The 20,315-nt window shown below is 73.0% G+C and carries 19 protein-coding genes; 6 read left to right on the top strand and 13 right to left on the bottom strand.

Annotation, left to right across the window (positions count from 1 at the left end; translation table 11 throughout):
• Positions 1 to 28: 28 nt before the first annotated feature.
• Complete coding sequence (locus FH715_RS13600) at positions 29 to 1,294, bottom strand: glycoside hydrolase family 10-like protein (protein ID WP_139644909.1); 1,266 nt, start codon at positions 1,292 to 1,294, stop codon at positions 29 to 31.
• Between the two features lie 246 nt (positions 1,295 to 1,540).
• On the opposite strand from FH715_RS13600, the gene FH715_RS28930 reads away from it, so the two are divergent.
• The 3 genes from FH715_RS28930 to FH715_RS13615 all read left to right on the top strand — a co-directional run bounded on the left by FH715_RS28930 (position 1,541) and on the right by FH715_RS13615 (position 4,780).
• Positions 1,541 to 3,067, top strand: coding sequence for a WXG100 family type VII secretion target (locus FH715_RS28930; RefSeq protein WP_246108731.1), 1,527 nt, complete (start codon positions 1,541 to 1,543; stop codon positions 3,065 to 3,067).
• Between the two features lie 28 nt (positions 3,068 to 3,095).
• Entirely contained in the window at positions 3,096 to 3,794 is a 699-nt protein-coding gene (locus tag FH715_RS13610) for a hypothetical protein (RefSeq protein ID WP_139644913.1), read from the top strand.
• A 122-nt stretch (positions 3,795 to 3,916) separates the two neighbouring features.
• Entirely contained in the window at positions 3,917 to 4,780 is an 864-nt protein-coding gene (locus FH715_RS13615; protein WP_139644915.1) for a 3-hydroxybutyryl-CoA dehydrogenase, read from the top strand.
• Positions 4,781 to 4,941: 161 nt separating this feature from the next.
• Here FH715_RS13615 and ku read toward each other — a convergent pair whose 3' ends face one another.
• On the bottom strand, positions 4,942 to 6,015 hold the full coding sequence (ku, locus tag FH715_RS13620) for a non-homologous end joining protein Ku (RefSeq protein WP_139644917.1): 1,074 nt from the start codon (positions 6,013 to 6,015) through the stop codon (positions 4,942 to 4,944).
• A 39-nt stretch (positions 6,016 to 6,054) separates the two neighbouring features.
• Between ku and ligD the strand changes: the two genes are divergently transcribed.
• Positions 6,055 to 6,936, top strand: a complete 882-nt coding sequence (gene ligD / locus FH715_RS13625) for a non-homologous end-joining DNA ligase (protein ID WP_139644919.1) — start codon at positions 6,055 to 6,057, stop codon at positions 6,934 to 6,936.
• 129 nt (positions 6,937 to 7,065) lie between these two features.
• Here ligD and pheT read toward each other — a convergent pair whose 3' ends face one another.
• The 7 genes from pheT to infC all read right to left on the bottom strand — a co-directional run bounded on the left by pheT (position 7,066) and on the right by infC (position 14,422).
• The gene (pheT, locus tag FH715_RS13630; protein ID WP_139644921.1) at positions 7,066 to 9,597 is read right to left on the bottom strand and encodes a phenylalanine--tRNA ligase subunit beta; all 2,532 of its coding nucleotides are present in this window, start codon (positions 9,595 to 9,597) and stop codon (positions 7,066 to 7,068) included.
• Positions 9,597 to 10,718 carry a phenylalanine--tRNA ligase subunit alpha gene (gene pheS / locus FH715_RS13635; protein ID WP_139644923.1) on the bottom strand — a complete coding sequence of 374 codons (1,122 nt, stop codon included), beginning with the start codon at positions 10,716 to 10,718 and terminating at the stop codon, positions 9,597 to 9,599. The genes pheT and pheS overlap by 1 nt, the downstream gene beginning before the upstream one ends.
• 142 nt (positions 10,719 to 10,860) lie before the next feature.
• Positions 10,861 to 11,943: a sensor histidine kinase gene (locus tag FH715_RS13640; RefSeq protein ID WP_139644925.1), complete on the bottom strand. Its 1,083-nt coding sequence runs from the start codon at positions 11,941 to 11,943 to the stop codon at positions 10,861 to 10,863.
• Between the two features lie 147 nt (positions 11,944 to 12,090).
• Positions 12,091 to 12,939 carry a TrmH family RNA methyltransferase gene (locus FH715_RS13645; RefSeq protein WP_139644927.1) on the bottom strand — a complete coding sequence of 283 codons (849 nt, stop codon included), beginning with the start codon at positions 12,937 to 12,939 and terminating at the stop codon, positions 12,091 to 12,093.
• A 125-nt stretch (positions 12,940 to 13,064) separates the two neighbouring features.
• A complete protein-coding gene (gene rplT, locus FH715_RS13650; RefSeq protein WP_097230068.1) occupies positions 13,065 to 13,448 on the bottom strand; it encodes a 50S ribosomal protein L20 in 384 nt (127 codons plus the stop codon).
• 106 nt (positions 13,449 to 13,554) lie between these two features.
• Entirely contained in the window at positions 13,555 to 13,749 is a 195-nt protein-coding gene (rpmI, locus tag FH715_RS13655) for a 50S ribosomal protein L35 (protein ID WP_097230069.1), read from the bottom strand.
• A 58-nt stretch (positions 13,750 to 13,807) separates the two neighbouring features.
• Positions 13,808 to 14,422, bottom strand: a complete 615-nt coding sequence (gene infC / locus FH715_RS13660; protein WP_097230070.1) for a translation initiation factor IF-3 — start codon at positions 14,420 to 14,422, stop codon at positions 13,808 to 13,810.
• 316 nt (positions 14,423 to 14,738) lie between these two features.
• Between infC and FH715_RS13665 the strand changes: the two genes are divergently transcribed.
• Positions 14,739 to 15,113 carry a DUF1844 domain-containing protein gene (locus tag FH715_RS13665; RefSeq protein WP_139644929.1) on the top strand — a complete coding sequence of 125 codons (375 nt, stop codon included), beginning with the start codon at positions 14,739 to 14,741 and terminating at the stop codon, positions 15,111 to 15,113.
• Between the two features lie 114 nt (positions 15,114 to 15,227).
• On the opposite strand, the gene FH715_RS13670 is transcribed toward FH715_RS13665, so the two are convergent.
• Entirely contained in the window at positions 15,228 to 16,040 is an 813-nt protein-coding gene (locus FH715_RS13670) for an MIP/aquaporin family protein (protein ID WP_139644931.1), read from the bottom strand.
• A 102-nt stretch (positions 16,041 to 16,142) separates the two neighbouring features.
• Entirely contained in the window at positions 16,143 to 16,871 is a 729-nt protein-coding gene (locus FH715_RS13675; protein ID WP_139644933.1) for an SseB family protein, read from the bottom strand.
• A gap of 274 nt (positions 16,872 to 17,145) precedes the next feature.
• On the opposite strand from FH715_RS13675, the gene FH715_RS13680 reads away from it, so the two are divergent.
• Entirely contained in the window at positions 17,146 to 18,024 is an 879-nt protein-coding gene (locus FH715_RS13680; protein ID WP_139644935.1) for a serine hydrolase, read from the top strand.
• A gap of 51 nt (positions 18,025 to 18,075) precedes the next feature.
• Here FH715_RS13680 and mycP read toward each other — a convergent pair whose 3' ends face one another.
• Together mycP and FH715_RS13690 are read right to left on the bottom strand one after the other, a co-directional pair.
• Positions 18,076 to 19,278 (bottom strand): type VII secretion-associated serine protease mycosin, encoded by a 1,203-nt coding sequence (gene mycP / locus FH715_RS13685; RefSeq protein ID WP_139644937.1) that lies wholly within the window; start codon positions 19,276 to 19,278, stop codon positions 18,076 to 18,078.
• The gene (locus FH715_RS13690) at positions 19,275 to 20,258 is read right to left on the bottom strand and encodes a hypothetical protein (RefSeq protein ID WP_139644938.1); all 984 of its coding nucleotides are present in this window, start codon (positions 20,256 to 20,258) and stop codon (positions 19,275 to 19,277) included. The genes mycP and FH715_RS13690 overlap by 4 nt, the downstream gene beginning before the upstream one ends.
• Positions 20,259 to 20,315 lie beyond the last annotated feature (57 nt).

The raw sequence follows: 20,315 nt of genomic DNA on the forward strand, positions 1-20,315 counted from the left end.
GTCCACTCCCCCACGGCGCCCCGCCCGGCTAGGAACCTGACTGGTAGTGGTCCTCCCAGACCCGGGTGAGCGCGCCCAACGGGTCGGCGGCGACCTGCTTCGCCGAGTAGAAGACATGCCCGCCGACCTGGGGGTGCCGTTCGGCGGTCAGCGCCAGGTGCGAGGACAGCTCGCCCGGCTCCTGCCAGGCCGCCGGCTGCGCGGGGTCGCCCACCTTGTACGCCGCCTCGCCCAGGTAGAGCGCGACGCCCGTGCCGTCGGCGACCTGCGACCACCACGCGGCGAGCACCGCGTAGTCGGCCGCCTCGTTGCCGATCTCCCAGTAGATCTGCGGGATCACGTAGTCGACCCAGGACTCCCGCACCCAGGTGCGGACGTCCGCGTAGAGGTCGTCATAGGTCTGCACGCCGCCCCTGGTGTCGGAGCCGAGCGGGTCGGTCGACTTGTTCCGCCAGACGGCGAACGGGCTGACTCCGAACGGGAGTCCGGGCTTCGCCTCGGCGACCCGGTCGCGCATCTCGCGCACCAGCAGGTCGATGTTGTTCCGACGCCAGTCGCCCTTGTCGGTGAAGTCGCCGCCGTGCTCGGCGAAGGCGTCGTCGTCGTCGAACGCCTCGCCCGCCACCGGGTACGGGTAGAAGTAGTCGTCCCAGTGCACGCCGTCGATGTCGTAGGAGGTGACGGCGTGCATCATCGCTTCCTGCACGAACTCCCGCACCTCGGGCAGCCCCGGGTTGTAGTACAGCCGCCCGCCGTAGGGCACCGCCCAGGTCGGCTCCCGCCGCGCGGGGTGGTCGGCCGCCAGCCGGGACGGGTCGGTGTGGGTGGCGACGCGGTACGGGTTGAACCACACGTGCAGCGCGAGCCCCCGCGCGTGCGCCTCCTCGACGGCGAACGCCAGCGGGTCCCAACCGGGGTCCTCGCCCTGGGTGCCCGTCAGCCACTCGGACCAGGGCTCGTGCGGCGAGGGCCAGAACGCGTCGGCGGTGGGCCTCACCTGGAGGAAGACCGTGTTCAACTCCCAGCGGACCGCGACATCCAGCAGCTTGACCAGGTCGGAGCGGACGGTGTCCGCCGACTGCCCCGGCTGGGCCGGCCAGTCGATGTTGCTCACCGAGGCGATCCACATCCCGCGCAGCTCCTCGGCGAGCGGCACGGCGCCGCCCCCCGCACCGTCGGCGGCCGGCGCGGCGCCGACCCGCTCCCTGGCCCCGGCCACCGATCCCGTGCTGAACGTGCCGACCAGCGTGGCCATCGAGGCCAGGGCGAAGCCCCGGCGGCTGATCCGACCCATGAGTGAACCCCCAGACGCGTCCGTTCCGTTCTACATGCCCAGCACAGCGTGACGGAACCAGCCGTTCAACAGCCGTTGACACACCCGGCGGGCCACCATCTTTCGCCTTCTCACCCCCCGTCAGCCGTGCGGGGTCGACGACCGGTGAGTTCAACGATTCACGCGGGTGGCGGAACCGCCCGGGCGACAGAAGCGTGTGCAGGGGTGACCGTTTCCTGACGGAGCGTACGCGAGAGGATGGGATGGGTGGCGCGACCGGCTGACTGGTCCCCGGTGGACATGGACCACGACCCGACGCCGGGGGACCCGGACGAAGTGCGGGCACTGGCGGACGATCTCCAGGAGTTCGCGGACGACGTGGGCGAGGCGCTGGGGAAGATCCGAGGCATGGCGGGCGAGCGCGCCCTGCTGGAGTGGGCGGGGCTGTCGGCGGACGCGTTCCGCTCGGAGTTCGACGGCGTTCCGGACAACCTCACGAAGCTGGAGGACAGTTACTCCCTCTGCGGGCAGGCGTTACGCGACTACTGGCCGAAGCTCCAGATGGCGCAGGGGATGGCGGACCGCGCGCTGGACCGGGCGATCACGGCGCGGGCGGATCTCGACTCGGCGCGGTCGGCGTTGGGGGACGCCACCGACTGGGTCGGACGGGCCGGCGACGAGGCCGACCGGCTGCAGCGCGAGGGCGAACGGGAGGACGTGGAGCCGCCGGACGAGGACGACGTCCGCGCCGCCGCCCGCGAGCGGCAGGCGGCCGAGGCCGCCGCCGGCGCCGCGCGGTCCCGGGTGCACGACGCGGAGGAACGCCTCTCCGCTGCCCGCCAACTCGCCCTCGACGCCCAGGAGATGCGCGAAGAGGCCGCGCGCGAGTGCGCCCGCGACATCGACGAGGCCTCGGACGCCGGCATCCACAACCGGCGCTGGTGGGAGAAGGCCATCAAATGGGTGACCGACAACTGGGACACCTTTGTCGAAGCCTGCAAGCTCGTCGTCGCGGTTCTCGGCATCGTGGTGATGATCATCGGCGGCCCACTTGCCTGGGTCGTCCTCGCCGCCGCGCTCGTCGTCCTCTCCGACACGCTGATCAAATACGCCCAGGGCAGGGTGGGACTGCTCGATGTCGCTTTCGCGGCTCTCGACTGCGTGCCAGGCTTCAAGGGCATCACCACGGCGGGCGGCCTGCTGCGCGGCGCCAAGCGCCTCGCGACCGACGGCCTCGGCGACATCGCCGCCGGGATGCGCGGCATGGCCAAGACGTTCAGGGGCTCCTCACGGCTGCCTGGCGGGACGATCCCGTTCCGTGAACTCAGCCCCAAGGCCAAGCAGTTGGCCCGTGCCGTGTGGACTCATGGAGACATCCCCATCCGGGCGGGGGAGGTCAACGTTTCCCACATGGCGGAATTGCAACGGTTCGCCGGTGTGGAACACGCGGTCATCCAGAACCCAGCTGGCAGGCTGCGACTCTTCCGAGGCACGGAGTATTCCTCAGTCATTCCCCCACGTCTGTCAGGGGAGGGCTTCACATTCATCGCTCACACGCACCCCGAGGACAGGCTCCCCGGCCCACCGAGCCCGATCGAGCGTCTACGCGGCACCAGTGACAGCATGAGCTGGGACATGGAGTACAAGAGGACGGACCACCCGGAGGTAGTCATCAGTCGCGACGACCAACTCAGGTTCTTCGACCGCAACGGGGTGTTTCCGCCAGGAGAGATCCCACCCGGCGCTCCCGTCAACGATCGCGGCTTCATCGTCCCTGTCCCCCGCCTGGGTTGAACCGAACACGGCTGAGAGGTGAGAACATATGGCTGGTGGCCTCCAATCCTGCCAAATCTGTGGTGATTTCACGCTGCAGATCGACGGCTGGAGCGATCTCATTCCCAACTACACACTCCTGCACGCGGAATGGCAGGAGGACGAAACTTTCTTCGACGGGATGCTGCATTTTTCCTGCCTCTCCGGCTGGGAACACCGGGATGCGTTTCTCACGGAGTTCCGACAGATCGAGACCGGCTACGGCCGAGTTCTCTCCTTCGAGATCGAAGGCACGATCCATCAGGTGAAGCAGCCAGGTTTCCACTACAACCAGCAGATCCATCAGGGGCGGGATTGCGATATCTTCCGCCACACGAGCACGGATACATGGCTGGTACTGACCCACCAAGGCCCCTGGTACAGGCTGGGAGCGGCGCAACTCGACGCGCTGGCGAACGGGCGTGCGGCTCGATTCCCCGGCGGTGGCCACCGGACGAAGCTGCCACCGGGCATTTCCAACGCCGAGGTCGCACGCATGGACCTGCCCGAACTGCTGGAGCGCCTGGGGACCACCGAGCACTATCCCGGCCTCCAGGACGGCTCACCCGAGTACGAGGTATGGAATTACGACGACACCCATCGCATCCTGGAGTACTCCGTCGCCGTGGACCTCCCCCTCCCGGAGGAGGCCGTGGAGTTCCTCGCCGACTACGCCCGCACCTACGAGCCGATCGTCTATGAGGACTGACCCGTGAGGGGCCGCGTCGGACCCGGGGGCCGGTGCTCCGCCGCCGCGCGGGTAACGTCGGGCCCCTGACGGGCGGCGGCACGGCGTCCGGTTTCCTGCGGTTTCAGGCGAAGGGGCATGGTATGGCGGATATCGAACGCGTGGGCGTGGTCGGGTGCGGGCAGATGGGGGCCGGGATCGCCGAGGTGTGTGCCCGGGCCGGGCTTGAGGTGCGGGTCGCCGAGACCACCGGCGAGGCGCTGGAGCTGGGCAGGACCCGACTGGTCAACTCACTGGACAAGGCCCTCGAACGCGGCAAGATCGACGTCGCCGCACGGGACGGGGCGCTGGAACGGCTGTCCTTTACCACCGACCTCGGCGAGTTCGCCGACCGCGACATGGTGATCGAGGCCGTCGTCGAGAACGAGCAGGTCAAGACCGAGATCTTCCAGGTACTTGACCAGGTGGTGACCAGGGAGGACGCCATCCTGGCATCCAATACCTCCGCCATTCCACTGGTTAACCTCGCGGTCGCGACCAGTCGTCCGGCGCAGGTGCTGGGCGTGCACTTCTTCAACCCGGCGCAGGTCCAGCGGCTGGTCGAGCTGGTTCCCGCGCTGACCACCGGCGAGGCCACCATGAAGCGGGCCGAGGCCCTGGTCACCGGCGTGCTGGGCAAGCACGCCATCCGGGCGCAGGACCGTTCGGGGTTCGTGGTCAACGGGCTGCTGATCCCCTATCTGCTCTCCGCCGTGCGGATGTACGAGGCGGGTGCGGCCAGCCGCGACGACATCGACGCGGGGATGGAGCTGGGCTGTGCCCACCCGCAGGGGCCGCTGAAGGTCGCCGACCTGATCGGGCTGGACACCGTGGCGTCGATCGCCGCCTCGATGTACGAGGAGCTGAAGGAGCCGCTGTACGCTCCGCCGCCGCTGCTGCTGCGCATGGTGGCCGCCGGCCAGCTGGGGCGGAAGTCGGGCGCCGGCTTCTACTCCTACCCGGGCTGACGGCCCCGGCCCCGGTTCCGGGCCCGGTCAGCCCGGAACGCCGGCATCGGCGGGAGCCGCGTGCGCTGCCGCCGCGCGGCACGTCCAGGAAGACGCGCGTTCAGGAAACGGCGCGCCCAGACGATGGCGCGGCCAGCCGGCGGCACGGCCGGGAGTCAGCCTCAGGAGGCGCGGCGGCGTGCGGCGGCGGTCTTGCCGCTCGTCGACTTCCCGCTCGCGCTCTTCTTGGCGGTGGCCTTCTTCGCCGTCGGCTTCTTGGCCGTGCTCTTCTTGCTCGCCGTCTTCTTCGCCGCGCTCTTCTTGTCCGTCGACTTGGTGCCGCCCGCCGACGACTTCTTGGCCGCCGTCTTCTTCGCCGCGCGCCCGCCGCCGCTCTTCCCGCCTCCCGCACCTCCGGAACCGCCGCCCGCGCCGCCGGAGATGTCGGTGACCGTGGCCTCCCCGCCGCCTTCCCCCCGCGACTCCCTCGCGTTGCGCACGCTGTCCTCCAACGCGGCCATCAGGTCGACCACCCGCCCGCCGCGTTCCGCCTCCTCGCCGGGGCTGGGCGGCTCGATGCCCTCGAGCTTCGCGTTGACCAGGGTCTCCACCGCCGCCCGGTACTCGTCGCGCAGCTCCGACATGTCGACCGAGCCCAGCGTGTCCATCAGGGTGTCCGCCATGTCCAGCTCGGCGTCGCGCACGTTGACCTTCTCGGTGGGCGCCAGCCCCTCGGAGGGGCGGATCTCGTCCGGCCACAGCAGCGTGTGCATTCCCAGCACGTCCTCACCCTCCCTGGTGCGCACGAGGGCCAGCGTCTCCCGGCCGCGCATCGCCAGCTTGGCGACGGCCGCCTGCCCGGAACGGCGCAGCGCCTCGCGGAGCAGCACGTAGGGCTTGGCCGCGCCGCTGTCCGGCGCCAGGTAGTAGGAACGGTCCAGCTGGTAGGGGTCGACGCCGGAGATCGGCACGAAGCCGAGGATCTCCACGGTCCGCGCGGTGGGCAGCGGCAGCGCCCCGAGGTCGGCGTCGCTGATCTGCACGAGCGTCCCGTCGGCCGCCTGGTACGCCTTGGCGATGTCGTCGCCGCTCAGCTCCTCGCCGTCCAGCTCGCACACCTTGCGGTAGCGGACCCGGCCCTCGTCGACGGCGTGCACCTGCCGGAACGAGACGGAGTGGTTCTCGGTGGCGCTGACCACCTTGATGGGAATCGTCACCAGACCGAAGGAGATGGACCCCTTCCAGATGGATCGCATGATCTGCCCCTTTCGCGCCAACCATGCCAGTCTCAATGTATGCCTGTGGTCACCGTGGAGGACCGTCGACTGACGCTCTCCAACCTCGACAAGGTGCTCTACTCCGACGGCACCACCAAGGGCGAGCTGCTGCACCACTACGCGAGCAACGGCGCGCTGCTCCTGCCCCACCTCGTCGATCGCCCGCTGAGCCTGCTGCGCTATCCGGACGGCGGTGAGGGGCAGCGTTTCTTCACCAAGAACGTGCCGCCCGGCACGCCCGACTGGGTGAGAACGGGCGAGGTGCCGCGTTCGGGCGGGGGCACGATGCGGCAGCTGGTGGTCGCGGACCTGCCCTCGCTGGTGTGGGCGGCGAACCTGGTCGTCGAGTTCCACACCCCGCAGTGGACGCTCCAGGCGCCCGACGTCGCCGACCGGCTGGTGCTGGACCTGGACCCCGGTGAGCCGGCGACGGTCGTCGACTGCTGCCGGGTGGCGCTGTGGCTGCGGGAGCGGCTGGGCGCGGACGGGCTGACCTGCTACGCCAAGACGTCGGGGTCCAAGGGGCTGCATCTGCTGTGCCCGGTGGAGCCGACGCCGTCGCGCGCGGCCTCCGCCTACGCCAAGCGGCTGGCCACCGAGGCCGCGCGGGAGCTGCCGGAGCTGGCGCTCGCGGTGATGACCCGGCGACTGCGGCCGGGGAAGGTCTTCATCGACCACAGCCAGAACGCCGCCCGCAAGACCACCGCCACCCCGTACACGCTGCGCGCCCGGCCGTTGCCGACGCTCTCCGCGCCGGTCACCTGGGAGGAGATCGAGGAGTGCGGGCGCCCGGAGGAGCTGGCGTTCACGCTGGCCGGGCTGCCGGACCGGCTGGAACGGCTGGGCGACCTGTTCGCCCCGCTGGCCGCCCGCACGGAGGCGGCGCCGTTGCCGGGCTGAACGCGGACGGGACGCCTCTCCCCGCGCGTCGCACGCGCCCCCGGGGCGGCGGCGACGCCGGGCGGGGCGGCGTCGCCGCCGCCCCGCCCGGCGTCACGCCCCGCGCAGCGTGTCGGGCCCAGCGCAGCGTCACGCGCCGCGCAGCGTCGCCCCCGTGCGGGAGACCGCCGTCGCCACGGCCGCCTCGCGGGCCGCGGTGGCCTCCTCGGCGGTCAGCGTCCGGTCGGGGGCCCGGAAACGCAGCGCGTAGGCGAGGGACTTCCGCCCGGCGCCCAGCTGTTCACCGGTGAAGACGTCGAACAGCCGCACGGACTCCAGCAGTTCACCCGCGCCGGCGCGCAGCGCGCCCTCCACCTCGGCGGCGGGCACCGCGTTGTCCACCACCAGCGCCACGTCCTGGGTGGCCACCGGGAAGGTGGAGATGTCCGGCCCGGCGACCGGGCCGCCCGCGGCCTCGGCCAGCACGTCCAGGTCCAGCTCCATCGCGCAGGAGCGCTCCGGGAGCCCCAGCGCCTTCACCACGCGCGGGTGCAGCTCGCCCGCGTGCCCGACCAGCCGGCGTTCGCCGTCCAGCCGCACCCGCAGCGCCGCGCAGCGGCCCGGGTGCCATGGCTCGTGCTGGTCGCGCTCCACGATCAGCTCGACGCGCGCCTCACGGGCCACGACCCGCGCGGCCTCCACTGCGTCGGCCCAGCCGGCCGGCCGCTCGCCGCCCCACCAGCCGGCGGCCTCCCTCGCGCCGGAGAGCACCACGGCGACGTGGCGCGGCTGCGGCGGCACGGCCGCCCGCAGCGCGGCGGCCTCCTCGTCGGTCGGCCGACGGGTCACCGGCGGCCGGGTCGCCGCCGGCTCCAGGCCGGTCGGGCGGAAGACCAGGCCGCTCTCGAAGAGCGCCAGGTCACCGCTGCCCCGGCCGTGGTTGCGGCGCGCCGTCTCCAGCAACCCGGGCAGCAACGTGGTGCGCAGCCACGGCTCCTCCTCGGAGAGCGGGTTGGCCAGCCGCACCGCGCGGCGCCGCGGGTCGTCCGCCGGCAGGCCCAGCGCGTCCAGCGCCTTCTCGCCCACGAACGGGTAGTTGAGCGTCTCGACATAGCCGGCGCCGGCCAGCGCGCGGCCCACCCGGCGGCGCAGCCGCTGCCCCTCGGTCAGGCCGCGGCCCGCCGGGGGCCGTGGCAGGGTGGAGGGCAGCGACGCGTAGCCCTCCAGTCGCAGCACCTCCTCGGCCAGGTCGTTCGGCTCCGTCAGGTCCGGCCGCCAGCTCGGCGCCGTCACGTCGAGGATGTCGGAACCGTCGACCGCGCAGCCGACCTCCTGGAGCCGGCGGACCACGACCTCGCGGCCGTAGGTCACGCCCGCCACCCGGTCGGGGTGGTCGGCCCGCATCTCGACGGTGGCCGGCGGGGCCGGAGTCCCGACGTCGGTGACGCCCTCGCCCGCCGTGCCGCCGGCGAGCAACACCAGCAGGTCCACGGCGCGTTGGGCGGCGGCGCCGGCCGCGGCCGGGTCCACGCCGCGCTCGAAGCGGCGCGACGCCTCGCTGCTCAGCCGGTGGCGACGTGAGGCCCTCGCGACGGTGACCGCGTCGAAGTGCGCGGCCTCGATCACGACGGCGGTAGTGCCCACCTCGGGCGCCAGCGGGCTGCGCGGCTCCTGCGGGACGTCGGCGATCTCGGTGTTCGCGCCGCCCATCACGCCGGCGAGCCCGACGGGCCCCCGGTCGTCGGCGATGACCAGGTCCTCCGGGTGCAGCTTCCGTTCGACGCCGTCGAGCGTCGTCAGCCGCTCCCCCGCCGCCGCGCGGCGGACCACGATCGTGCCGTTCAACCGGGCCGCGTCGTAGGCGTGCAGCGGCTGGCCCAGCTCCAGCATCACGTAGTTGGTGATGTCGACGGCCAACGACACCGGCCGCATCCCGGACTTCTGGAGCCGGCGGCGCATCCAGATCGGCGACCTGGCGTCGGGCCGCACCCCGGTGACCACGCGGGCGACGAAACGGTCGCAGGCCGCCTCGTCCTCGATCCGCACCGGGTGCCCGGGGCCGCCGGCCGCCGGGACGTCCAGCAGCGCCGGGTCGCGCAGCGGCAGCCCGAACGCGGTGGCCGTCTCCCGGGCGACGCCCCGCATCGACAGGCAGTAGCCGCGGTCGGTGGTGACCGCGATGTCCAGGACCTCGTCGAGGAGTTCGAGCAGCGTGATGGCGTCCGTGCCCACCTCGTGCTCGGGCGGCAGCACCATGATGCCGTCGTGGTCCTCGCCGACGCCCAGCTCGCGCGCCGAGCAGATCATGCCCTCGGAGGTGTGGCCGTAGGTCTTGCGCGCCGAGATCTTGAACCCGCCGGGCAGCACCGCGCCCGGCAGGACCACGACCACCTTGTCGCCGACGGCGAAGTTGGTCGCGCCGCAGATGATGTTCTGCGGCTGGCCGGTGCCGTTGGCCTGGCCGACGTCGACCTGGCAGTAGCGGATCGGCTTCTTGAACTCCGTCAACTCCTCGATGGCGAGGACCCGTCCGACCACCAGCGGGCCGGTCAGGTCGGCGCCGAGGCGCTCGACCAGCTCGACCTCCAGGCCGGCGGAGATCAGCCGGGTGGCCACCTCGCGCCCGCCGACCTCGGACGGCAGGTCCACGTACTCCCGGAGCCAGGAAAGGGGCACGCGCATCAGATCTCACTCCCGAACGGCCGGGTGAACCGCACGTCACCCTCGATGATGTCCCGCATGTCGGCGACGCCGTGCCGGAACATCAGCATCCGCTCGATGCCGAAGCCGAAGGCGAAGCCGCTGTAACGCTCCGGGTCGATCCCGCAGGCGACCAGCACCCTCGGGTTGACCACGCCGCAGCCGCCCAGCTCGATCCAGCCCTCGCTGCCGCAGGTGCGGCAGGGCCGGTCCGGGTCGCCCACGGACTCGCCGTGGCAGCGGAAGCAGACCATGTCCATCTCGGCGGAGGGCTCGGTGAACGGGAAGTAGTTGGGCCGCAGCCGGGTCCGCATCTCCGGGCCGAAGAGCGAGCGCACCATGTGGTCCAGCGTGCCCTTGAGGTCCGCCATGGTCAGGCCCTCGTCGACCGCCAGCAGCTCGACCTGGCCGAAGACCGGGGTGTGGGTGGCGTCCAGCTCGTCGCTGCGGTAGGTGCGCCCCGGGCAGATCACGTAGACCGGCGGCTCGCGGTCGAGCAGCGACCTGATCTGCACCGGCGAGGTGTGGGTGCGCAGCACCAGGCCCGAGTCGGGGCCGCCCCGTTCGTCCGCGACGAAGAAGGTGTCGTGCGTGGAGCGCGCCGGGTGGTCGGGGTCCAGGTTGAGCGCGTCGAAGTTGAACCACTCCGTCTCCACCTCGGGCCCCTCGGCCACCTCGTAGCCCATGGCCACGAAGATGTCCTCGATCCGCTCCGAGAGGGTGGTCAACGGGTGCCGGGCGCCGGCGGGCGCGCGGTCGTAGGGGAGGGTGACATCCACCGCCTCCTCGACCAGCACGCGCTCGTCCCGCTCCGCCTCCAGCACGGACTGCCGGGCGGCGAGCGCCTTGTTGACCGCGCCCCGCGCCTGGCCGACGCGCTTGCCGGCCGCGGCCTTGGCCTGCGGCGGCAGCGCGCCGATCTCCCTGTTGGCCAGCGCGAGCGGCGAACGGTCGCCGGTGTGGGCGATCTTGGCCTCGCGCAGCGCCTCCAGGTCGGCGGCGGCCTCGAACGCGGCGAACGCCGCGTCCCTGGCGCCGTCGATCGCCTCTGGTTTCAGTGCCTCGACCTCGACCGGGTCGTACGACTTGTTGGGTGCCGACATCTCTTCCCGTGCTTCCTGATGGCTTGGGCTCCGCCGCGACCCCCGCGCGGACCCGGGACCCGAGTCTAAGGGGGGTGGTGCGGCGGCCTGGACACGCCTGGGTGGGCCCACGGGGCCGGCCGCGCTGGTCCTGACGGGGACGTCAGCGGAGAAAGGCCGGGGTGCCCGCGGGCAGGATAAATCGGAAGCGTGCGCCGCCCCCGGTGGAGCGGCCGACGGTGACCGTGCCGCCGTGCGCCTCGACGATGCCCTTGACGATGTAGAGCCCGAGGCCGGTGCCGCCGTGCTGGCTGCCGCGCCAGAAACGCGTGAAGACCCGCTGCATGGCGTCCTCGGGGATGCCGGGGCCCTCGTCGCTCACGGTGACGGCCGTCCCTTCCTGGCGGGTCCTGGTCGCGGGTGCTCGGTGCACCCCAATGGTGACCCTACCGCTTCCGTGACGCACCGCGTTTTCCAGCAGGTTGACCAGAACCTGATCGATCTTGTCCGGGTCGCCCCAGAGGCTGGGCAGTTCGTCCTGGATGTCGAGGCGGAAACGTTCACGCTCCTGGCCACCGTTGATCAACGCGTCCACCCGCCGCCGCACCGCCTCGTCCAGCGCGACCGGCTGCCGGCGGATCTCCAGCCGGCCCGAGTCGATCCGGGAGACGTCCAGCAGCTCCGTGATCAGCCGGGTGACCCGGTCCGCGTCGCTGTCGACGGTCTGGAGCATCAGCCGCTTCTGGTCGTCGGTGAACCGCTCCCACCGCGCCAGCAGCGTCGCCGTGAAGCCCTTCACCGAGGTCAGCGGCGAGCGCAACTCGTGGGCCACGGTGGCGATCAGCTCCGCGTTCCCCCGCTCGGTGCGCTGGCGCGCCTCGGTGCCGCGCAACGTGACCACCAGCCGGGTCACCTTCCCCGAGGGCCTGGCCCTGACATAGCGCGCGGAGACCAGCAGCTCCCGCGCGCCGGGCAGTAAGAGGTTCCGCTCCGGCTGGCCGGTGCGGGTCGCCAGCCCGCCGTAGGGGTCGGTGAGCCGCCACCAGGGCCGCCCGTCCGGATCCTCCAGCGGCAACGCCCGCTCGATCGGCAGCCCCACCACCTGGGCCGCCGGCGTCCCGGTCAGCCGGGCCGCCGCGACGTTGCAGCACACCACCACCCCCCGGTGGTCGGCGATCACCAGCCCGTCGGGCAGGTCGTCGGGGTGTACCCGCGTGGGCTCCCCGACACCGACCGCTCTCTCCATCCCCTCGCCCCTCTCCCAGTGGTTCGCACCGAGCACGCCCAACCCGCCCCGAAAAGGGGCCGATTGAACAGGCAATCATCCCGCGTGGACCCCCGCCAGAGCACCTGCCGTGGCTACAGCCCTCGGGGGCGAACGTTGTGGGCGGCGTCAGGGACGGCGATCGCCGGGGCGCCGCTGGGCGCGCGCCGACGCGTAGAGGCAGACGGCCGCCGCCGTCGCCAGGTTGAGGCTCTCCGCCGCGCCGTGGATCGGCACCCGCACCACCGCGTCGGCCAGCCGCGTCGTCTCCTCGGGCAGCCCCCACGCCTCGTTGCCGAATATCCAGGCGGTGGGGCCGCCCATGGTCCCCTCGTCCAGCTCGTCGTCCAGGTCCCGCGCGCCCCCGCCGTCGGCGGCCAGCACCCGCACCCCGGCGCCGCGCAGTCCGGTGACCGCCTCGGCCACGGGAACGCCGACGGCCACCGGCAGATGGAACAGGCTGCCGACGGAGGCACGCACCGCCTTCGGGTTGTACAGGTCGACCGAGGCATCGGTCAGCACCACCGCGTCGGCGCCGGCGGCGTCGGCGCAGCGCAGGACCGTTCCGGCGTTCCCCGGGTCACGGACGTGCGCCAACACCGCGACCAGCCGGGGCCCGGCGGCCAGCACCTCGGCGAACGGGCGGTCCAGGAACGCGCAGACCCCCACGAGCCCCTGCGGGGTCACCGTCTGCGAGATCGAGGCGACGACCTCGGGGTCGGCCCGGTGGACCCGGGCGCCGACGGCCTCGGCCGCCTCGACCACCTCGGCGTAGCGCTCGGCGGCCTCCGGGCTGACGAACAGCTCACGCAGCGTCGCCTCGCCGTCGGCGGAACGGTGCGCCACCGCCTCCCTGACCGCCTGCGGTCCCTCCGCCAGGAAGCGCCGCTCACGCCCACGCAGGCTGCGCCGCGCCAGCCGGCGGGCGGCGGCCACACGGGGGGAACGCGCTGAGGTCAGCTGGGTGCCAGGGGGCATGAACGGCGCACTCGCTTCGATACGACGGCTGTGGAGAGCCTCCCCGACGCGCGGCACCGGCCGGCGCGGGGGAAGCGACGGACCCGCAGGCGAGGAACCTGCGGGTCCGGGAAGAGCGGGATCGCTCAGGCGGCCTTCGGCGCGTTGACGTCGCTCGGCAGCGCCTTCTGGGCGGTCTCGACCAGCGCCGCGAAGGCGGACGGGTCGTTGACGGCCAGCTCGGCGAGCATCTTGCGGTCCACCTCGATCTCAGCGGCCTTCAGGCCCTGGATGAAGCGGTTGTAGGTGACGCCGTTGGCGCGGGCGGCGGCGTTGATCCGCTGGATCCACAGCTGCCGGAAGTCGCCCTTGCGCTTCTTGCGGTCGTTGTAGTTGTAGACGAGGGAGTGGGTGACCTGCTCCTTCGCCTTGCGGTACAGCCGCGAGCGCTGGCCGCGGTAGCCGCTGGCCTGTTCGAGGATCGCCCTGCGCTTCTTGTGGGCGTTGACTGCCCGCTTGACGCGTGCCACGTGTGTACTCCTTGTAGCGGGGCCGTGGAAAGGTCACACGGCCCGGAACGGATGGGTCCCGGTCGATCCGCCGACCGCCTCCGCCGGGGCGGGCGGTCGGCGCGGATCACTTGCCGAGAAGCTTCTTGATCCTCTTGGCGTCGGCCGGAGCGGTCTCCGTGGTGCCGGCCAGGCGGCGGGTCAGGGTGGAGGGCTTGTGCTCCAGGTAGTGACGGCGACCGGCGCGCTGGCGCATCACCTTGCCCGAGCCACTGACCTTGAACCGCTTGCCGGTACCGGTGTGCGTCTTGTTCTTCGGCATGATCGCCGTACTCTCCTCGTTGTTCTGTCCAGTGAACCCGCGGGGAAGGCGGCCCGTGTCAGGCCGTCGTCTTCCCCTTCTGGCGTTCGGCCTTGCGGGCGGCCTGGGCCTCACGCGCCTCGGCCATCGCCTCGGTCTTCTTCTTGTGCGGACCGAGAACCATGATCATGTTTCGGCCGTCCTGCTTGGGGTTGGACTCGACAAAGCCCAGATCCTGGACGTCCTCCGCGAGGCGCTGGAGCAGTCGGAAGCCCAGCTCGGGGCGGGACTGCTCACGGCCGCGGAACATGATCGTGATCTTGACCTTGTCCCCCTGCTTGAGGAACCGGACGACATGACCCTTCTTGGTGTCGTAGTCGTGCGGGTCGATCTTCGGCCGGAGCTTCATCTCCTTGATGACCGTGTGCGCCTGGTTCTTGCGCGCCTCACGGGCCTTCATGGCCGACTCGTACTTGAACTTTCCGTAGTCCATGAGCTTGCACACCGGCGGGCGGGCGTTGGCCGCCACCTCTACCAGGTCCAGGTCGTACTCCTGGGCAAGCTCCAGGGCCTTGGCAAGCGGCACGATGCCGACCTGCTCGCCACTGGGACCGACGAGTCGCACCTCGGGGACGCGAATCCGGTCGTTGATACGGGGCTCGGCGCTGATGGGGCCTCCTCGGTTGCGCCGCACGGTTGCCTGGCGGACAGCCGTGCCGGATAGATCGTGTGACCGCCGACCCTCCGGGGCACAAAAAACGCCCCGACCGGCACACAGGCGGGGCTCCGAAACACAGACCGGGAGCGCCCACACGGTGTGACCGTGAGGCGCTGCCTGACCAGAGACCTCCCGGCCCGAGGGCCAGTAAGGTGGGAGCGCGGAGCCTCCACTTGCGGGCCGTCCACACACAGGTGTCCGGCCGGTCACGCTCCAGAATACACCAGCTCGGGCACCGCGCGAACCGGACCGCCGGTCGGGGCCCTCGTCGGCGGGGCCTAGGGTGGTCGCCATGAGCGACGAAGCGGCCGTGGCCGGCCAGGAGCCGAGCCCGCAGGTGGCGGACCTTACCCGGGACATCGCCGAGGTACCGGCGGTCGAGGTGATCACCACGGTGGCGGTGCACCTGATGAGCTCGGCCGCGGTCAACCTGGGCCTGGCCGAGGACGGCGAGGGCCACAAGGACCTCGACGAGGCCAGGAAGCTGATCACCGCGCTGGCCGGCCTGGTCACCGCCAGCGCCACCGAGGTCGGCTCGTACCACGCGGCTCCGCTGCGTGACGGGCTGAAGTCGCTCCAGCTCGCCTTCCGCGAAGCCTCCGCCGTGCCGGACGAGCCCGGCCAGGGCCCCGGCGAGAAGTACACGGGCCCGGTCTACGGCAAGTGACCCGCGCCCGCCCGGGCACGGCCGGGCTGAGCGCCGGACGCGCGCCCGCGTCGGTGCGGTATCTCCCGACGCGACAGGCCCGCCCGCCCGGGGCGGGCCCTGGGAAGAGAGGCCCTAACCCCGGCTCCGCGTGCCCGCGCCGCCACCGTGCCCGTTGCGCTTGGAGAGGAACGGCAGGTCGGAGAACCAGCCGTGCGGCTCCTCGTGGGTCAGGCGATGCGCCAGCACGGCGATGGCCGCGCCGACCAGCGGCGCCAGGACGAAGAGCCAGAGCTGGATCAGCGCGTCGCCGCCGGCGAAGATCGCCGGGCCGATGCTGCGCGCCGGGTTGACCGAGGCGCCGGTGAGCGGGATGCCGACCAGCGAGACGGCCGCCAGCGTGAGGCCGATCGGCAGGCCGTCGAGGCTGCCCAGCCGCACCCGGCGCGCGACCGAGAGATAGACGAAGACCAGCAGCGCCGTCAGCATCACCTCGGTGACGAAGGAGCCGGCGATGGACAGGCCGACGGCCGAGCGGTGGCCGTAGCCGTTGCTGCCGAACGCCTCGCCCGTCTTCAGCCCGGGCACCTGGTGGGCCACGAGGAAGAGCAGCGCCGAGCCGACGAGCGCGCCGGCCAGCTGCGCCAGCCAGTACCAGCCGGCGGCGCGCGGCGACATCCGGCCGGCCAGCAACATGCCGAGCGTGACGGCGGGGTTGAAGTGCGCGCCCGACGTGGGCCCCAGCGCGTAGACGAGCCCCAGCAGGACGAAGCCGAAGGTCAGCGCGATGCCGAGGGAGCCGACGAACTCCCCGGCGAGGACGGCCGAACCGACGGCGAAGAAGACCAGGACCAGCGTTCCGAAGGCCTCGGCGGCCAGTGCCCTGGGGTCGTGCTCCCCGACGCCTCCGGTGGAGGCATCGGCAGAGGTGGTGGTCTCGGCGGACATGGACGCCTCCCGTGCCTAGCGGATCTGCTGGCAGTCTTGGCGACCCCGCGCCGCGCCGCACCCCGGCCGCCGCGTTCGGGTGACGCCGCGCTCCGGGCGGCGTCAGCGCCGGTAGTCGGGCTCCCCCGGGAGGGTGGCGCCGGGCGGCAGCACGGCGAGGCTCAGGCCGCGCACCAGGTGGAGGCGGAGCGTGGGGTGCGCCGCGAGGGCGGCGAGCAGCGGGCGCGCCACGGCGGCCGGGTCGGCCTCGGCGTCCGACAGCACCGCCAGCGTGCCGTCCGCCTCGCCGCCGGCGACCAGCCGGGCGGCGGCCACGGCCGGCTGGGCCGCGAGCACCTCGCGCACCGCGGCCAGCACCTCGGGGTGCTCGGCCGGCGGTCCGCCGCCGGCGAGGGCGCGCAGCGCGGGGCCGGCCACCTCGAAGGTGACGGGGCCGGCGACGTCGAGCACCAGGGCGCCGGCGCCCTCCTGCACCGCGGCGGCCAGCGCCTGGGAGGCGGTCACCGGCACCGGGCGCGCCTCGGGCTGCCAGCGGGCCAGGGTCTCCAGCGCGGTGAAGACGGGCAGGGCGCGACGGCCGCCCGGCAGCTCCAACGTGAGCAGCGCCATCTCGCTGCTCTTCTCCCGCCGCCGGCCGGCCTCGTCGGTCTCCTCCTCACCGAGGACGGCGACCACGCCGGCCAGCAGCCGCGCCCGCGCCAGCGCCGCCACCACGGCCTCGGCGTGCGTCGCGGGGTCGGCGGCCCACGCGTCGAGGGCGGCGCGCAGCGCGGGATCGACGGTGCCGTCGTCGTCGGCGAACGCGGGCTTCGGGATGTTCTTCAGCGCCATCCGTCGAGGGTATCCATCGGGTGTGACAAAACTTCCACCGAGTGGGGCGACCCCTACGGCGGGCGACGGGAGCGGAGCGGCACGTTCCCCCTTACGCACTGTTACCCGTTTTTCACATAGTCGCCAGTGACTCGTGCGCTTGTGCGAGTTACGGTTTTGGACTATGCATCAGAACGCCCGGCGACCAGCACGGCGGCTGCGGCCCACCCTGTTGGTGAGCACAGCCCTCGCCGGCACGCTTCTGGCGTTCGCCGTGGGGGGAGACGCAGCGGACATGACCAAGAGTGAGCTGGCCGAGCAGGTCCCCGACCGAATACCGCCGGGCGTGCCTCCGGAGCCGGGCGACAGCACGGCCGACCGTGTCACGCCCTCCGAGATATCCCCCCACATGCTGGTCCCCGACCGCGCGGCGAACGCGCGGCTGGCCACGCTCATGAGCGAGGCGCCGACGGAGTCGGAGGCGCGGCTCTCGGTCTCGGTGCTGGCGTTGGACAGCGGGCGTTCGGCCTCGTTCGGCAACCAGCGCTTCGACACCGCCAGCATCGTGAAGGTGGACGTCCTGGCCGCCCTGCTGCTCAAGGCGCAGGACGAGGGCCGGCAGCTGACCGTCGAGGAGCGGGCGGACGCCGAGCTGATGATCCGGATGAGCGACAACGAGGCGACCGACGCGATGTGGGCGCGGATCGACGGCGCCTCGGGTCTTGAGGCGGCCAACGCGCGGCTGGGACTGACCGCGACCGTTCCCGGGGCCGACGGCGCCTGGGGGCTGACCCAGACCACGAGCGCCGACCAACTGGCGCTGCTGCGCACCGTCTACGCGGCGGATTCGCCGCTGGAGGCCGCCTCGCAGGAGTACCTGCACGAGCTGATGGGCACGGTGATCGACGAGCAGCGCTGGGGGATATCGGCCGCCGCCGACCCCGGCGGGGACGCCCCCGAGGGGTTCGCGCTGAAGAACGGCTGGCTGCCCCGGAGCGAGACCGGTCTCTGGGACGTCAACAGCATCGGCTGGGTCTCCTCGGGCGGCCACGAGTATCTGATCGCCGTCGTCTCGGACGGCCACTCCGACCACGCGACCGGCATCGCCGCCGTCGAGTGGGCCGCCCAGCGCGCCGTCGAGTCCCTGGCGGAGGACTCGCCTCCGGTGACCTGACCGCCGCGAGCCCCGTTCACCGCGGTCGGACCCGGTGCGGTCGGACCTGGTTCAGTCGGACCTGGCCGGCAGCCCGCCGAGCCAGAAGCGGCGGAAGAGCAGCACCCCGCCGGTGCCCAGCAGCAGCACGCCCGCGGCGCCGGCCGCCGGCGCCAGCCAGTCGGTGCCACCGCCGCCGGCGGACTCGGTGGCGGGCCCCGGGCCGAAGAACTCACCGGCGTAGACGCCGCCCTGGTCGGCGGCCGGGGCCCCGGCCGCCTCGTTGGCCGCCTCGATCGCAGCCGCCGCGTCCACCACCCCGCTGCCCACCGCGTCGTTCCTGCCGCCCTCGGGGGCGTCCTGGGCGGTCTCGGTCAGCAGCCGGCGCACCTCGGCCGGCGTGAGGTCGGGGTGGGCGGAGAGCAGCAGCGCGGCGGCGCCCGAGACGAAGGCGGCGGCGGCGGAGGTGCCCCAGCCCGTGTAGTAGCGGCCGTCGGGGTCGGCGACGATCACGTCCTTGCCCGGCGCGCTGAGCGTCGCGTACCAGCGGCGGGTGGAGAACTCGGCGGGGCTGCCGCCCCGGTCCACGGCGGCCACGGCGATGACCCCGGGGTAGCCGGCCGGGTAGGAGACGGGGTCGCCCTTCTCGCCGCCGTTCCCCGCTGAGGCGACCACCACGGCGCCCTTCTCCAGGGCGTAGCGGACCGCCGCGTCCTCCTCGGGGTCGGGGTGGGCGGAGGCGCTGTCGTCGCCGAGCGAGAGGTTGATCACGTCGGCGCCCTGGTCGGCGGCCCACCTGATGCCCTCGGCGAGGGCGCCGGCGCGTTCGTCCCTGGCCCGGTCGCGCTGCGGGTCGTCGTCCTCCAGCAGCACCCGCACGGGCAGCACCCCGGCCTCGGGTGCCACGCCGAGCACGCCGTCGCCGCGCTGACGTCCGTGGCCGTGGCCGGCGATGATGCCGGCCATCGCGGTGCCGTGGGCGGCCCAGTGGTCGTCGCCGGGCTCGGCGCCCATCCGGACGAAGTCCCAGCCGCCCTCGACGTTGTCGACGAGGTCGGGGTGGTCGGTGTCGACGCCGGTGTCCAGGACGGCGACGGTCACGCCCTCGCCGCGGGTGAACTGCCAGGCGTCCGGCGCCCGTACGGCGTCCAGTGCCCAGCGCTGCTGCTCCCGGATGGAGTCGGCGGCGGCCGGTGTGGTCGTTCCCCAGAGCACCGCCAGGGCGGCGCCCGCCGCGACGCACAGGCGCGCGTGACGCGTCGCACGCCGGCTCATGCGCTCTCCCCCGCGCGCTCGTCGTGCGCCTGGCGCAGCCGGCCGGCGATCCGGTCGACGATGCCGGCGCTGTCGTGCCCGAGGCCGGCCAGCGCGGCGGCGCCTTCCGCGTCCTCGGCCGTCGCCTCGGCCGAGGGCGTCGGCGCGGAGACCGCTCGGCCGTCGGCGAAGCCGGTCACCGACCAGGCGACGACGGGAAGTCGGTCCTCCACCGCCACGGTCCAGGCGGCGCGCTGCGCGTCGCCGAAGCCGGCCGCCGCCGTCCCCTCGACCGGGAACGCGCGCGGCAGCAGGTCGGGCCGCCCGGCCAGGCCCTCCTCGGTGAAACGCTCCGCCAGCACGCCCATGCCGGCGGCGTCGGCCGTGGTGAAGAGCAGGCCGACGGTGGTCACCGTGGTCTCCGTCTCGTCGGTGTAGGTCGCCCGTATCAGGCGGTGGCAGCCGACGGCGGAGAGCACCTCGGTCAGCAGCGGGTCGAACGCGTCGGCGCAGCCGCTGTCGGGCGCGACGCCGAGCCGCACCCAGCGCCGGTCGGCACCGCCCGGGCCCGCCTCCTCGGCCGTCAACTCCGGCGGGAACAGCTCGTCCACCGGCATCTCGCGCCACAGCTCCCTGCCGTCCTCCCAGGCCGCCTCGGCCGCCTGCTCGCGCTCGTCGCCGCCGGCCAGCCAGGCGCCGGCCGCGGCCCCGCCCAGCAGCCCGGTGCCGAGCACCAGGCAGACGACGGCGCCGACCAGCCGCAGCGGCACCCGCGCGTTGAGGGTGCGCCAGGCGCGCGCCTGGGGGCGCTCGGTGGAGGGCGGGGTGGTGAACGGGCGCGGTGGGGCGCCGGGTTGGGGCGGCGCGCTGGGCGGTGGCGGTCCGTAGGGGCTCGGCGGCGCCGGAGGGCGCGGCGGCGGGGCGCCGGGCGCCCGCCGGGGTGGGGGCACAGGGGCGAGCGGGGAGACGGGGATCGAACGCGGCCCCTGCTCGGTGTTCATCCGCCCCACTCCCCGGCCAACCGGCGACCTGCTGGTCACACGTGAACGGGCTTACTT

The sequence above is a fragment of the Streptomyces sedi genome, from assembly GCF_006335015.1.
GTDB lineage: Bacteria > Actinomycetota > Actinomycetes > Streptomycetales > Streptomycetaceae > Streptomyces > Streptomyces sedi.

What these genes read in the sequence shown, in the direction of transcription:
- FH715_RS13615 (WP_139644915.1), top strand. Translation starts at nt 3,917, where the DNA reads ATGGCGGATATCGAACGCGTGGGCGTGGTCGGGTGCGGGCAGATGGGG.
- FH715_RS13680 (WP_139644935.1), top strand. Translation starts at nt 17,146, where the DNA reads ATGACCAAGAGTGAGCTGGCCGAGCAGGTCCCCGACCGAATACCGCCG.
- pheS (WP_139644923.1), bottom strand. Translation starts at nt 10,718, where the DNA reads ATGTCGGCACCCAACAAGTCGTACGACCCGGTCGAGGTCGAGGCACTG.
- FH715_RS13600 (WP_139644909.1), bottom strand. Translation starts at nt 1,294, where the DNA reads ATGGGTCGGATCAGCCGCCGGGGCTTCGCCCTGGCCTCGATGGCCACG.
- ku (WP_139644917.1), bottom strand. Translation starts at nt 6,015, where the DNA reads ATGCGATCCATCTGGAAGGGGTCCATCTCCTTCGGTCTGGTGACGATT.
- FH715_RS13670 (WP_139644931.1), bottom strand. Translation starts at nt 16,040, where the DNA reads ATGTCCGCCGAGACCACCACCTCTGCCGATGCCTCCACCGGAGGCGTC.
- FH715_RS13665 (WP_139644929.1), top strand. Translation starts at nt 14,739, where the DNA reads ATGAGCGACGAAGCGGCCGTGGCCGGCCAGGAGCCGAGCCCGCAGGTG.
- mycP (WP_139644937.1), bottom strand. Translation starts at nt 19,278, where the DNA reads ATGAGCCGGCGTGCGACGCGTCACGCGCGCCTGTGCGTCGCGGCGGGC.
- ligD (WP_139644919.1), top strand. Translation starts at nt 6,055, where the DNA reads ATGCCTGTGGTCACCGTGGAGGACCGTCGACTGACGCTCTCCAACCTC.
- FH715_RS13645 (WP_139644927.1), bottom strand. Translation starts at nt 12,939, where the DNA reads ATGCCCCCTGGCACCCAGCTGACCTCAGCGCGTTCCCCCCGTGTGGCC.
- FH715_RS13610 (WP_139644913.1), top strand. Translation starts at nt 3,096, where the DNA reads ATGGCTGGTGGCCTCCAATCCTGCCAAATCTGTGGTGATTTCACGCTG.
- pheT (WP_139644921.1), bottom strand. Translation starts at nt 9,597, where the DNA reads ATGCGCGTGCCCCTTTCCTGGCTCCGGGAGTACGTGGACCTGCCGTCC.
- FH715_RS13690 (WP_139644938.1), bottom strand. Translation starts at nt 20,258, where the DNA reads ATGAACACCGAGCAGGGGCCGCGTTCGATCCCCGTCTCCCCGCTCGCC.
- FH715_RS13640 (WP_139644925.1), bottom strand. Translation starts at nt 11,943, where the DNA reads ATGGAGAGAGCGGTCGGTGTCGGGGAGCCCACGCGGGTACACCCCGAC.
- rpmI (WP_097230069.1), bottom strand. Translation starts at nt 13,749, where the DNA reads ATGCCGAAGAACAAGACGCACACCGGTACCGGCAAGCGGTTCAAGGTC.
- FH715_RS13675 (WP_139644933.1), bottom strand. Translation starts at nt 16,871, where the DNA reads ATGGCGCTGAAGAACATCCCGAAGCCCGCGTTCGCCGACGACGACGGC.